General features: G+C 73.8%; 13 protein-coding genes. 5 read left to right on the top strand and 8 right to left on the bottom strand.

Going from position 1 to position 12215, the window contains the following annotated elements; translation table 11 throughout:
• Positions 1–142: 142 nt before the first annotated feature.
• The 3 genes from PED38_RS10565 to PED38_RS10575 are packed head-to-tail and all read left to right on the top strand — an operon-like array spanning position 143 to position 3459.
• Positions 143–988 carry a hypothetical protein gene (locus PED38_RS10565; protein ID WP_270981163.1) on the top strand — a complete coding sequence of 282 codons (846 nt, stop codon included), beginning with the start codon at positions 143–145 and terminating at the stop codon, positions 986–988.
• On the top strand, positions 985–2940 hold the full coding sequence (locus PED38_RS10570) for a choice-of-anchor G family protein (RefSeq protein WP_270981164.1): 1956 nt from the start codon (positions 985–987) through the stop codon (positions 2938–2940). The genes PED38_RS10565 and PED38_RS10570 overlap by 4 nt, the downstream gene beginning before the upstream one ends.
• A 24-nt stretch (positions 2941–2964) precedes the next feature.
• Positions 2965–3459 (top strand): MarR family winged helix-turn-helix transcriptional regulator, encoded by a 495-nt coding sequence (locus tag PED38_RS10575; protein WP_270981165.1) that lies wholly within the window; start codon positions 2965–2967, stop codon positions 3457–3459.
• A gap of 48 nt (positions 3460–3507) precedes the next feature.
• Here the strand turns inward: PED38_RS10575 and PED38_RS10580 are convergent, their stop codons facing one another.
• Positions 3508–4245: a ZIP family metal transporter gene (locus tag PED38_RS10580; RefSeq protein ID WP_270981166.1), complete on the bottom strand. Its 738-nt coding sequence runs from the start codon at positions 4243–4245 to the stop codon at positions 3508–3510.
• 83 nt (positions 4246–4328) lie between these two features.
• Here PED38_RS10580 and PED38_RS10585 point away from each other — a divergent pair, with 83 nt between their 5' ends.
• On the top strand, positions 4329–4838 hold the full coding sequence (locus PED38_RS10585) for a hypothetical protein (RefSeq protein ID WP_270981168.1): 510 nt from the start codon (positions 4329–4331) through the stop codon (positions 4836–4838).
• A gap of 19 nt (positions 4839–4857) precedes the next feature.
• Here PED38_RS10585 and PED38_RS10590 read toward each other — a convergent pair whose 3' ends face one another.
• From PED38_RS10590 to PED38_RS10600, 3 genes are all read right to left on the bottom strand, one after another.
• Positions 4858–5463: a hypothetical protein gene (locus PED38_RS10590; protein WP_270981169.1), complete on the bottom strand. Its 606-nt coding sequence runs from the start codon at positions 5461–5463 to the stop codon at positions 4858–4860.
• 48 nt (positions 5464–5511) lie between these two features.
• The gene (locus PED38_RS10595; RefSeq protein ID WP_270981170.1) at positions 5512–5868 is read right to left on the bottom strand and encodes a biopolymer transporter Tol; all 357 of its coding nucleotides are present in this window, start codon (positions 5866–5868) and stop codon (positions 5512–5514) included.
• Between the two features lie 135 nt (positions 5869–6003).
• Positions 6004–8079, bottom strand: a complete 2076-nt coding sequence (locus PED38_RS10600; RefSeq protein WP_270981172.1) for a PhoX family protein — start codon at positions 8077–8079, stop codon at positions 6004–6006.
• 191 nt (positions 8080–8270) lie between these two features.
• Between PED38_RS10600 and PED38_RS10605 the strand changes: the two genes are divergently transcribed.
• Positions 8271–9023 (top strand): SDR family NAD(P)-dependent oxidoreductase, encoded by a 753-nt coding sequence (locus PED38_RS10605; protein WP_063070500.1) that lies wholly within the window; start codon positions 8271–8273, stop codon positions 9021–9023.
• Positions 9024–9113: 90 nt separating this feature from the next.
• On the opposite strand, the gene PED38_RS10610 is transcribed toward PED38_RS10605, so the two are convergent.
• The 4 genes from PED38_RS10610 to PED38_RS10625 form a co-directional block, all read right to left on the bottom strand.
• The gene (locus tag PED38_RS10610; RefSeq protein WP_081234797.1) at positions 9114–9920 is read right to left on the bottom strand and encodes an NPP1 family protein; all 807 of its coding nucleotides are present in this window, start codon (positions 9918–9920) and stop codon (positions 9114–9116) included.
• A 162-nt stretch (positions 9921–10082) separates the two neighbouring features.
• On the bottom strand, positions 10083–10376 hold the full coding sequence (locus PED38_RS10615) for a putative quinol monooxygenase (RefSeq protein WP_270981174.1): 294 nt from the start codon (positions 10374–10376) through the stop codon (positions 10083–10085).
• Positions 10373–11170 carry an ATP-binding cassette domain-containing protein gene (locus tag PED38_RS10620; RefSeq protein ID WP_270981176.1) on the bottom strand — a complete coding sequence of 266 codons (798 nt, stop codon included), beginning with the start codon at positions 11168–11170 and terminating at the stop codon, positions 10373–10375. Before PED38_RS10620 ends, PED38_RS10615 begins: the two co-directional genes overlap by 4 nt.
• Complete coding sequence (locus tag PED38_RS10625) at positions 11167–12213, bottom strand: ABC transporter permease (protein WP_270981178.1); 1047 nt, start codon at positions 12211–12213, stop codon at positions 11167–11169. Before PED38_RS10625 ends, PED38_RS10620 begins: the two co-directional genes overlap by 4 nt.
• Positions 12214–12215: the final 2 nt, after the last annotated feature.

The following is a 12215-nucleotide window of genomic DNA, read 5'->3' on the forward strand; positions in this document are numbered from 1 at the left end:
CCGCCATCTCCCGCATCGCCCGCCCCCGCTGCTGCTCCGCCCGCGCCCGCCGCTGCCGCGCCCGCAGCCGCACCCGCCACCCCGCCCCTAGCCGCCGACGCCCTGCGTCCGCGCGACCGCGCCCGTCGCGCATCCGGTCGCCGTGCGCGCTGACGCGGCCCGGGCACCCCTCCGCGGGATGCTCGCCGCCGCCGCTGTGCTCGCCCTCGTCGGCGGGCTGTCGCTGATCGGCGCCCGCGCCACCGCCGCCATCCTCGACACGCCCGATACCGGCATGCCCGGCCGGCTCTCGGTCTCCTCCGAGTGGACCGCCGCCTTCCTCGACGTGGCACCCGGCGAGCACGGCCACTGGATCATCGACGCCGGCATCGCGGACGCCGAGTCGGCGACGCTCGCCGTGGAGATCCGCTCCGGCGGGGAGCTCGCCGACCTCGACCGCGGCGTGCTCCTCCAGGTGGACCGCTGCGACGACGAGTGGGTGCCCCCCGCCACCGCTGCGCCGCGCACCGCGCCCACCTGCGCCAGCGGCACCGCCTCCGTCCTCGCGCCCACCCCGCTCCGCGAGTTCCGCGGGTCGACCGACCGCATGGACCTGCCGGACATCACCGCCGCCGCGGGCGAGCACCTGATGCTCACGGCCTCGGTCGATCCCGCCGACAGCGGCGACGAGCGGATCATGGGCCGCTCCGGCACCGTCGCGGTCGGCCTGCACGCCCAGAGCGCCGATCCCGCCGCGGTGCCCGTGCCCGTGGACGCGGCGGCTCCGCCCGTGGGAGGGACCACGGGGTTCGCGGGGATCCTGCCGCGCACCGGCAACGCGCTCGACGTGCTATCGCTCGCGCTCGTGGCGGTCGGCGCGCTCGGCCTCGGCCTGCTCGCGCGCGGCGGCGCGGGACGCCGTCGCGCCCCCGCCCGGCGCGCGAACCGCGCCCGCCGCGCGAACCGCGCCCGCCGCGTGGACGCCGCTCCCGGTGAGGTGGCCGCGTGACCGCCGCCCCCCGTCGCCGCGACGCCCGTCGCCGCGCGCCGCGCACGCCGATCCTCCGCCGCCTCCTCGCGGGCGGCCTCCGCGCCCTCCCCGCCCTCCGCCGCCTCTCCGGCCCGACCGGCCTCCGCCGCCCCGCCCTCGTCGCCGCGGGGGTCGCCGTCGCGCTCGTCGCCGGTGCCGTCACGCCCCCGGTCGTCCCGTCGGAGGCCGCCTGGCGCGACGCCGAGTGGATGAAGTCGCGCGTCGCGACGGAGAACCTCACCTGCGGCACCAGCACCGGCTTCACGACCACCGCGTCCGCGCGCTTCCTCCGCGGCAGCCTGATCGGCACGAACCTCGACGCGGCCGGGAGCCTCGCCGGCCTCTCCGCCGTCGACGACGCGCGCCCGGGATCGCAGCCCACGCCCGCGAGCGCGCCGAGCCCGGCCACCGGCGTGTACGTCAACCCGCTCGTCGCGCAGGCCCTCGGCACCACCGCGACGCTCGACCTCACGGGTCTGAACGCGGGCCTCCCCGCCGGATCCGCGGGTGCGCTCAACCAGTACGTGCGGGTCACCGAGACCGGCACGTCCGCCGCCGCGAGCGGCCTCGTCTCGAACTCGGGCGCCGTCGGCGTCACCGGGACCCCCACGTCCCCCGCCCTGCCCGGCCGCGCGACCATCGACCTCGACCGGGTGCTCGCGAGCGTCAACGCGACCACCGGCACCTCGGCCCTCACCACCACCCGGCTCGCGCTCGGCGCCGTCGCCTCCAGCTCGGTCCTCGACTGGTGCAGCGGGCGCCGGAACGCGGTGTGGGGGAACGGATCCCTGCCCGGCTCGACCCGGCAGTACGGCATCGCGGGTCTCGAGCTCACCGCCGTGAGCCCGGCCGTCCGCGGCATCACCGGCACGACGACCACCGCCGCGACCACCGGCGTCACGGCCGCGGCCGCGCTGCTCACCAGCGGCTCCTCCACGACGACGCCCACGGGCCCCGTCGCGGACGCCATCCGCAGCGCGATCCTCTCCACGCTGGGCAGCATCGGCAGCACCCTCGGCCTCACTGCGCTGACGGGCACGATCAGCGTCACGGGCGTCGACGCGGCGGCCACCGCGGTCGCGCCCCTGCTGACGGCCCCGTTGCGGAGCGCCGACGGCAGCGTGGCGGTGGACCTCGCGACCGGCGTCGTGACCGTCGACCTCGCCTACCTGCTCGGTCGCGGCGCGGGCGGCCTCAACGGGAAGACGCCGAACACCGAGATCCTCGTCGACGCGCAGACCCTGAACACGGTGGCCGCGAGCGTCGGCGCGCTGATCGACCAGCGCAGCGCCGACATCCGGGCCGCCATGACGACGGCGCTCCAGAAGGTCACGGTCACCGTCGACGTGACCGCGAACGTGACCCTGCAGCCGCTCCTCGGCAGCCCGATCCCGGTCCTCGCGCTCCGGTCGCAGTTCTCGGGCACCCTCGCGGACCTCGTCGCGGGCAAGCAGTTCACGATCACGGCGACCGCCCTCAACCTCGGGACCCTGGGCTCGGTCGTGGCCGGGCTGCTCTCGGCGCTCGGCCTGGGCTCCGTCACCGCGCTCGGCGATCGCCTGGTGGCTTCCCTCGCCACGGGCCTCGTCGCCCCCGTGCGGAACGCGGTCACCACGGGCCTCGCGGCGCCGGTCACGACCCTCGGCACGAACCTCGCCGCCGTCTCCGCCGGCGCCGTCACGGGCGTCGGATCCGTCGTCAACGCCCTGCCCCGCGTCCTCTCGCTGCAGGTCAACGTGCGGCCGGATCAGCCGGGTGCGCCCGCCGGATCCACGTACCTCCCGGCCGTCGGCCGGAGCACGAGCGCGGAGTACACCGTCACGGCGCTGCGGCTCGGCCTCCGGGTGGCCGACGCGGTCACGGGGACGCCGTTCTCGGTCACCGAGCTCGCCACCTCCACGGCAGGACGCAATGCGTACCGGACCCCCTGATCCGCGTCGGTTAGGGTTCCCTTCGTGAATCCCCCGTCCGCCGGTGCAGACCGAGCTCCCGCCGCGGACGAGCGCGAGGCCGCCGTGTCCGCCGTCGCCGCCGAGCTCGCCGGCCTCCTCATGTCCATCCGCTCCCTCCGCATGGAGGAGGCGGCCCTGTTCCACCCCGGCCTCCAGCCCGGCGCCTTCGCGGTCGCGAGGTGGCTGCGCACGGACGGACCGGCATCCGCGGGCGCCGTCGCGGCCGGCCTCCTCATGGACAAGAGCTCCGTCAGCCGGCACCTCCGGGTGCTGCGCGAGGAGGGCTACGTGCAGGACGAGCCGGATCCCGAGGATCGCCGCTCCACCATCCTCAGCCTCACGCCGCGCGCCGAGGACCGCCTCGAGCAGGTGCGCGCCAGCACCCGCGGCCGGCTGCAGAACCGGCTGCACGCGTGGGACACGGACGACGTCGAGCGCCTCGCCGAGGCCCTGCACCGCTTCAACCAGTCGCCGCGCGACCGGCCCGCGGACGCCTGAGCGGGAACGGCCCGCGCGACGGATCCGCCCTCCGCTGCCGCGCCCGCATCACCCCGCCTGGTGCACCGCGTAGCTCGCCACGAAGCCGAGCACGGTCACGAGACCGGTGAGCGCCTGCGCCTTGCGGAACGCCTCGGGGATCATCGTGTCGCAGATCATGGCGAGGATCGCACCGGCCGCGAACGCCATCACCACCGACTGCCCGCTCTCCGGCAGACCGCCGAGCAGCGCGTAGCCGCCGAGCGCGGAGAGTGCGCAGACGAGGGCGATCCCGCTCCAGAGCCCGAAGACGTAGCGCGCGCTCCGGCCGCTCTGCTTGAGGTCGGCCGTGCTGGACATCCCCTCGGGGAAGTTCGAGATCACCACGGCGACCAGCACGCCGATGCTCAGCGCCCCGCCGCCCGTGAGGCTGAGGCCCTGCACGGCCGTCTCGGGCACGCCGTCGAGCAGGGCGCCGAGCGCGATCCCCACTCCCGTGCCGCCTCCGCCGCCGGACTTCCCGTGGTGCTTCCGCCGGAACCCGCCGTGCTCGAGGATCTGGTCGAGCACCACGTACACGACCGCGCCCGCGACGAAGCCGCCGAGCGTGGGGATCACGCCGCCGCTCGCCGCCGCCTCGTCGACCAGGTCGAACGACAGCGCCGAGATGAGCACGCCCGCGCCGAACGCCATCACCAGCGCGACGACCTCGCGCGGCACCTTCACGAACCAGGCGACGAGGGATCCGACGACGAGCGACAGCCCGGAGAGCAGACCGGCGAGCCCGGCCAGGAGGAGAGGCGACATGCCTCCGAGGATGCTCCTCGCACGGGGTCGCCGTCATGTCGAGCGGGTTGCGGCGCGGGGCCGGAGCCGATCTGATGGGGCGGATGCGCATCACACGGGGGACCGCGGACATCCATCGGCATGGGGCGCTCGTCGCCGCGGGGCTCGCGACGCTGCTGCTCGCGGGCTGCACCGGGGGATCACCCGAGCCCGACGCCGCCACGACACCGGCGCCGGCGGCCCCGTCCTCCGCGCCGGACGACGCGGCCGGGCTCGCCGACCCCCGGGCGGCGCTGACGATCCCCGGCTCGGGCGAGCCTCCCACGGACGACCTGCAGGCCGCCCTGCAGGAGAGCGGCACGGGCCCGACGACGTTCGAGGTGCCGCAGCCGGACGCCTCGGTCGGAGCCCTGCGCTTCGCCATCACCTGCACGAGCGGCGAGTACCGGGTCCGCATCGGTGCCCCCGGCTCGGGCAGCTTCTACGGCTCGGGCTGCTCGCCGACCGGGGCCAACACCGCATCGATCCCCATCCCGCAGCGCGACGCGCCGCTGACGGTCACGGTGGAGATCGCGGAGGGCATCCCGTTCCGCATCGTGGCGGTGCCGGCCTAGCGCTCCGGCGGCGGTTCGATCACCGCCCCGCCGACACCCCCGCGTCCCGCAGCGCCAGGTCGGCGAGCTGGCGCACCACGCGCGGGTCGCCCGCGCGCCAGGCAGCGACCGGATCCGGGTGGGCCTTCAGCAGCGACGCGGGCTTCCGCGACGAGAGCGCCCGCAGCGCGAGCAGCTCGGTGCCGCCGGGCGTCGCGGCGAGCGAGCGGGCGGCGGCCGCGCGCCGCACGAACGAGATCCGGCGCAGCAGCCAGTGCCGCACGATGAACGCGATCGGCACGAGCGCCACCAGCAGCCCGAGCACGAGCGCGACGGTGCCGACGAGCGACTGCTGGTCGCGCCCGGCCTGCACGAGACCGGATCCGATGCCGCTCGCGTCCTCGAACGGCCCGCGCGCGGCGTCGCCCACGAGCGGGATGCGGCCGAGCGCGGCGGCGGCGTCGGTCATGGATCCGCTGAGCCGCGTGCCCGACTCCTCCATGCTGCGGCCGAGGTCGCCGAGCGGGCGGATGAGCGCGGCCACCGCGATCCCCACCAGCACCGACACGACGATGCCCGCGAGCGCCGCGGTGTCGGCCGCGATCTGCCGGGCGCGGACGAGGGGGAGCGCGGAGTAGAGCTGCATGCGTCCAGCCTGGCCCGCGGGCGGTCCGGGATGCGCCGGCCGCGCGACTCAGGCCGAGGCGTCGTCGAGCGCGTCCAGCTCCCGCAGCGCCTCGCGCGCCCGCTCGAGGCGCGCGTCCTCGGGCTCGTCCCACCAGCGCGGGCCGCGCTCGCCGAGGCCGTGCTTCGCGAGGCCGACCCGCTCGCGTGCGGCGGCGACCGCGTCGTCGTCGCCGGCGTGCTTCGCGGTGCGCACGCCCGACCGGCCGCGCCCGAGGTGCGACTTCAGCGCCTCCACGACGTCGGCCGGCAGCGACGGATCCGTGCGCGGCCACCGCCGCCCGCCCACGACCAGCCAGCGTTCCTCGTCCGTCGAGCCGTCGCCGGATCCGCGTGCCGCGCCGTCGGGATCCGCGCGCTCGCTCATCCCCCGACGCTAGCCCCGACGGATCCCGACGACCGCCCCCGCACGCACGAGGGCCGGGGCGCACGCACGCCCCGGCCCTCCGATCGGCCCCCCGATCAGCTCAGCGGGTCACTCCGCGAGCGGCTTCTCCCCGGATCAGCCCCGGAACACCTGGATCACCGACGGGCGCGGTCCGCGCCAGGCGCCCTTCGGCGGGGTGACGCCGGCGGGCACGTAGTCGGGGAAGAACGAGTGCTGCTCGGCGAACGAGCCGTCCTCGCCCGGGTGCTGCACCGCGACGAACACCATGCCCTCGGTGTCGTGCACGACCGGGCCGCAGGTCTCCGCCTCGGTGGGCACGGAGAGGAACTGCTGCACGTGGCCGCGCTCGGCGCCCTCGACCGGGACCTTGAACAGGCCGTCGTTGAGGCCGATGGTGCTCGGGGCGCCGTCGGTGGAGATCCAGAGGTTGCCCTCGGAGTCGAACGCGACGTTGTCCGGGCAGCTGATGGGCGAGACCTTGTCCTTCGGGAAGCCCGCGAAGTAGGTGGACTCGTTCTTCGCCGGGTCGCCCGCCACGAGCAGCAGGTTCCAGGTGAAGGTGGTGGAGCGGGCGTCGCCGCCGTCCTCGGTGATCTCCACGATGTGGCCGTCGCGGTTGGTCGTCCGCGGGTTCATCTCCGTGGCGCCCTCCTTGCCGGCCTTGCCTCGGTCGGTGTTGTTGGTGCAGGCGACGTAGATCTTGCCCGTGACGGGGCTCGGCTGGACGTCCTCGCAGCGGTCCATCTTCGTGGCGCCGGCGGCGTCGGCGACGAGGCGCGTGTGCACGAGCGCCTCCTCGGTGGTGAAGCCGGGCACCTGGCAGACGCCGTCGATGACGAGCGGGATCCACTGGCCGATGCCGTCGAACGAGCCGTCGGACGGGAGCCGGCCGGTGCCGGTGATCTCCGCGACGGGCGAGTCGCCCGTGAAGCGCGCCACGTAGAGCGCGCCGCGGGTGAGGAGCTGCTTGTTCTTGCGGCGGTCCTGGCGCGACGTGCCCACGACCATCGTGTCGTGCGACACGAACTTGTAGAGGTAGTCGAAGCGCTCGTCGTCGCCCATGTACGCGGCGACGTGGCCGCTCTTCCCGAGGATGACGTTGGCGCCCTCGTGCTTGAAGCGGCCGAGCGCGGTGTGCTTCACGGGAGCCTCGCCGGGCTCGAACGGGTCGACCTCGACGATCCAGCCGAAGCGGTTCGGCTCGTTCTCGTAGCCGGCCGTGCGGGCGTCGAAGCGGGGGTCGATGGCCTCCCAGCCGCGGGTCGTCGCCTTGTCGGCGAGTCCGTAGCGCTTGTCGGCGGCGGAGGTGCCCGCGGTGCGGAAGTAGCCGTTGAAGTTCTCCTCGCCGGAGAGCACGGTGCCCCACGGGGTGGTGCCGCCGGCGCAGTTGCCGAGGGTGCCGAGGATGCGCGTGCCCTTCGGGTCGTCCTTGGTGCGCAGCGACGCGGATCCGGCGGCGGGGCCGCTCACGCTGAACGGGGTGTCCGCGGTGATGCGGCGGTTGCGGTGGTGGCCGATCGTGTACGTCCACGGCTGGCCGACGGTCTTGCGGCGCAGCGCGACGACGGACATGCCGTGCGAGGCCTTCCCGATGCGGCGCTGCTCGTCGAGCTCGGCGGCGTCCGCGGCCGGCGGGAACATGATGTTCTCGTTCGTGTACTCGTGGTTGGCGACGAGGAGCGCCTCCTTGTTCCGCGAGTTGACGGGGATGATGTCGAGGTAGTCGTTGTTGTAGCCGAACTGGCGCGACGCGAGGCGGGCGGTCTGGTTGTCGGCGTCGAAGTCGTCGGCGTAGCTGAAGAGCGGGTCGCCCCAGCGGATGATCGGCTGCCAGCGGTATCCGGTCGGCACGGTGAACTGGTCGACGGCAGCGTCGACGGGCGTGATCGCGGTGAAGGGCAGCTTCGACGCGGCCTGCGCGGCGGCGGCCTCCGCGCCGGGAGCGGCGGCGTTCTGCGCCACGAGGATCGCGAGGGCACCGGCGCCCGCGCCGCCGAGCAGCGTGCGGCGCGAGAGGGCGCGGCCCGCGATGTCGCGGAAGTAGGAGTTGTCGGTGACGTTGGGGACGGGCTTGGTGCACGCGTCGTCGCACTTGAGGTGGCAGGTGACGGTGCTGCGCTTGCCGCGGGCGTGGGGATCGCGCGACAGGACCGGCAGCAGCCGGTGGTGGGACTCACGGGTGAGGGTCATGTGGGGTCTCCATCGATCTCGGGCGTCTGCTCCGGGCACCGGCGGACGCATCACATCTGAAAGGTATTGACGCCCCCGAGCGCGCCCCCGACCGGCCGGTGGACGGCGGGTGAACCCCGGGTGACCGGATCCTGCGGGCGTACCGTCGAGGGGCGACGCGGCCCGCGTCGCCCCAGACGAGGAGGATCCCCATGGCCAGGTTCGACACGAAGACCGCGCTCGTGACAGGCGGAGGCAGCGGCATCGGCGCCGCGATCTCCCGCGCGCTCGCCGCGGAGGGCGCGTCGGTCGTCGTCACCGACATCCAGCTGGAGGCGGCCGAGCGCGTCGTCGCCGAGATCGAGGCGGCGGGCGGCACGGCCACCGCGTTCCGCCAGGACACGTCGAAGGCGGAGGACTCGGAGGCCGCCGTCGCGCACGCGGTCGACGCCTACGGCGCGCTGCACCTCGCCGTGAACAACGCCGGCATCAGCGCCCCCGCCGCCGACATCGGCGAGTACGACATCGCCGCGTGGGACCGCACCCGCGCGGTCGACCTCGACGGCGTCTTCTACGGCCTCCGCTACCAGCTCCCCGCGATGGTGGAGGCGGGCGGCGGCGCGGTCGTCAACATGAGCTCGGTGCTCGGATCCGTCGGGTTCGCCCAGAACGCGGCCTACGTCGCGAGCAAGCACGCCCTCGTCGGCCTCACCAAGGTCGCGGCGCTCGAGTACACGGCCCGCGGCGTGCGCACGAACGCGGTCGGCCCCGGCTTCATCGACACCCCGCTCGTGCGCTCCTCCCTCTCGCCCGAGGCGCTCGCCCACCTCGAGAGCCAGCACGCGACCGGGCGCCTCGGCACCGACCAGGAGGTCGCGGCGCTCGTGCTGTTCCTCCTGAGCGACGACGCGTCCTTCATCTCCGGCAGCTACCACCTGGTGGACGGCGGGTACTCGGCGCGCTGAGCCGCGGCCGGGAACACGCGTGGGACCCCGCCGAGGCGGGGTCCCACCGGTCTGTCGGATATCGACAGCCCCTTTCTCGGGATCAGCTGCTCAGAATGCGAGCGACGATTCCGGCTTGCGCTCCGAGAGCACGCTGGAGATGCGGTCGTCCTTGATGTCGAACGTGGCCGATCCGTAGCTGTGGGTGTTGATCGTGCCGCGCACAGCGTCGCTCATGAGATCCCAGCTGAGCAGCGCCGGACGCTGCCAGGTGCCGTAGTGGTTCTCGGCGGGCTCGTCGTCCCCGCTGGCGAAGCGCATGGCGTGCGTGTGCGGACCGTCCTTGTGGTAGACGATCTTGGGGTGCGTGTCCTCCCACAGCACGTCCGCCGCGGCCCTCGTGTCGTATCCGCCATGGGCGGAGGCCGACACGTAGCGCGCCTCGCCGTCCTTGACCCACACGATGACGTGCTCGAGGTCGTGGCGGTGCCCGTTCCCATCGCCGGCGACGCCCTCCGCGCGCTGGTCCTTCTCGAAGTAATACGCGTACGCGTGGGCGCACCAGCCGTCCGCGACGCACGTGGTGCGCGCGTAGCTGTTCACGTTGTCGAGGTCGGACTGGTCACGGCAATTGCCGTTGTTGGCTCCGCCCAGGCTCAGCCCCTCGGCGGGAGTCCCCGCGGCATCCATGGCGGGGGTGGGGTAGCAGCCCTCCCCGTCGTAGTCGGTGGCCGGCTGCCACCTCGCGTCGTCCTCCGTGGCGGCCGCCGGGATGGCGGACGGAGGATCCGCATGGGCGGCGGCGGCGGGCCCGACGACGAGGGCGAGAGCCCCCAGCGCCGCGGCCGCGCCGCGCCATCCCGTGCGAGAACGCGTCCCCGTGGTCGTTCGATCTGTTCGTCGGATCTTGCTGGACATGGATATCCCCCTTGCCCGCGACATTGCGGGCATCGAATAGCAGTCGTTCCGGACACCATCGACGATACGCACGCTCCGGGATTCGAGGATGCATTCACAGGCTGCGCACATGCGCGGTCGCGCGCGGCGGGAATGATCTCGCTCGGATATCCGCCGCGCATCTCACACGGGCGCGAGGAATGTCAACTGCGATCCTTCCTCCACGATGAGCGGTGCGAGCCGCGCATTGAATTCGGCCCCGTATTCGGCCCCGATGTGCGCCTGGAACGCGGCCTCGTCGCGGTAGACCTCGTGCACGACGAAGCGCGCCGGATCCTCCACCCGCCGGTACGGCTCGAACACCACGTTGCCGGGCTCGGCCCGCACCAGCTCGGCGAGGTCCGCGATCATCCGCGCGACCTGCTCCTCCTGGCCAGGCAGCGCCGTGAACTCCGCGTACAGGACCGTGGCCGTCATGCCGTGGCCGCGCCCGTCATGATCGCGACCGCGTCGGTCATCGAGTGCGACTGCGGCGTGATGGTCGCGGCCTTCTTGCCGAGGCGCTGGATGTGGATCCGGTCGGCGACCTCGAACACCTGCGGCATGTTGTGGCTGATGAGGATCACCGGGATCCCGCGGTCGCGCAGGTTCCGCACGAGCTCCAGCACCTGGTTCGACTCGCGCACGCCGAGCGCCGCGGTGGGCTCGTCGAGCACCACGACCTTCGACCCGAACGCCGCGGCGCGCGCCACGGCGACCGCCTGCCGCTGCCCGCCGGACAGGTTCTCGACCGGCACGGTCACGTCCTGCAGGGTCGAGATGCCGAGCTCGGTCAGCTCCGCCTTCGCCTCGCGGCGCATGCCGGCCGTGTCGAGCATGCGGAACACGGATCCGAGGATCCCCTTCTTCCGCTTCTCCCGCCCGAGGTAGAGGTTCGACGCCACGTCGAGCGCGGGCGAGACGGCGAGGTTCTGGTACACCGTCTCGATCCCGGCCGCGCGCGCGTCCTGCGGCCGCTTGAACGACACCGGCTTCCCGTCGAGGAACAGCTCGCCCTCGTCGGGCGTCTCGGCCCCGGTGAGGCACTTGATGAGCGTCGACTTGCCGGCGCCGTTGTCGCCGATGATCGCGAGCACCTCGCCGGGGAAGAGCTCGAGGCTGACCCCGTCGAGGCCGACGACCCGGCCGAAGGTCTTCACGAGCCGCTTCGCCTCGAGGACGGGCGTGCGGGTCGGCGCGGGGGCGCTCCCCGCGGGGTCGATGAGGGTCACTTGCGCACCTTTCGGATCCACTGGTCGACGGAGACCGCGACGATGATGAGGACGCCCACCGCGAGCGTCTGGTAGAGCACGTCCAGCCCGGCGAGCGAGAGGCCGTTGCGGAACACGCCCACGATGAGCGCGCCGAGGAGCGTGCCCCAGACCGTGCCGCGGCCGCCGAAGAGGCTCGTGCCGCCGATCACCACCGCGGTGATGGAGTCGAGGTTGAGGTCGGCGCCCGCGTTGGGGCTGGCCGCGTTGCTGCGGCCGATCTGGATCCACGCGCCGACCGCGAGGATGGCCCCCGCCGCGAGGTACACGCTCATGAGCACCCGGTTGACGCTGATGCCGGCGAGGCGCGCGGCCTCCTTGTCGTCGCCGACCGCGTACACGTGCCGGCCCCAGGCGGTCTTGCCGAGGATGAAGGCCACGACGATGTACAGCACGAGCATCAGCACCACGCCGAAGCTGATCTTCACGCCCGCGAGGTCGAACGTGCGCCCCGTCCAGGAGAGCGCCTTCGGCATGTCCACGCCGCGGACGGTCGCGCCGTTGGAGTAGAGGAGCGTGAGCGCCACGAAGATGTTGAGCGTCCCGAGGGTCACGATGAACGGGGGCAGCCGCAGCCGCGTGACGAGCAGGCCGTTGAACGCGCCGGCCGCGAGACCCACGAGGAGCCCGGCCGCCAGCGCGGCGGGTGCCGGCAGGCCGTTCTGGCTGGCGGTCTGCGCGATCACCATGGAGGTGAGCACCATGACCGCGCCGACGGAGAGGTCGATGCCCGCGGTCAGGATGATGAGCGTCTGCGCCACCGCGAGCGTGCCCACCACGGCGACCTGCTGGGTGACGAGCGACAGGTTCGCCGGATCGAGGAAGCGGTCGTTGAGCAGGCCGAACACGATGACCGCGAGGACGAGCACGACGGCCGGGCTGACGGCGGGGTAGCGGTGCAGCACGCCGCGGATCCGGTCGACGGGCGTGCGGCGGTCGAGGAACTCGTTGGCGAGGTCGAGCGCCGAGGTGGGCGGGTTCGGATCCGTGGTCTTCTGGCTCACGG

Source organism: Clavibacter sp. CT19, from assembly GCF_027858075.1.
GTDB classification, from domain to species: Bacteria; Actinomycetota; Actinomycetes; order Actinomycetales; family Microbacteriaceae; genus Clavibacter; species Clavibacter tessellarius_A.

What these genes read in the sequence shown, in the direction of transcription:
- PED38_RS10585 (WP_270981168.1), top strand. Translation starts at nt 4,329, where the DNA reads ATGCGCATCACACGGGGGACCGCGGACATCCATCGGCATGGGGCGCTC.
- PED38_RS10615 (WP_270981174.1), bottom strand. Translation starts at nt 10,376, where the DNA reads ATGACGGCCACGGTCCTGTACGCGGAGTTCACGGCGCTGCCTGGCCAG.
- PED38_RS10600 (WP_270981172.1), bottom strand. Translation starts at nt 8,079, where the DNA reads ATGACCCTCACCCGTGAGTCCCACCACCGGCTGCTGCCGGTCCTGTCG.
- PED38_RS10605 (WP_063070500.1), top strand. Translation starts at nt 8,271, where the DNA reads ATGGCCAGGTTCGACACGAAGACCGCGCTCGTGACAGGCGGAGGCAGC.
- PED38_RS10580 (WP_270981166.1), bottom strand. Translation starts at nt 4,245, where the DNA reads ATGTCGCCTCTCCTCCTGGCCGGGCTCGCCGGTCTGCTCTCCGGGCTG.
- PED38_RS10610 (WP_081234797.1), bottom strand. Translation starts at nt 9,920, where the DNA reads ATGTCCAGCAAGATCCGACGAACAGATCGAACGACCACGGGGACGCGT.
- PED38_RS10595 (WP_270981170.1), bottom strand. Translation starts at nt 5,868, where the DNA reads ATGAGCGAGCGCGCGGATCCCGACGGCGCGGCACGCGGATCCGGCGAC.
- PED38_RS10590 (WP_270981169.1), bottom strand. Translation starts at nt 5,463, where the DNA reads ATGCAGCTCTACTCCGCGCTCCCCCTCGTCCGCGCCCGGCAGATCGCG.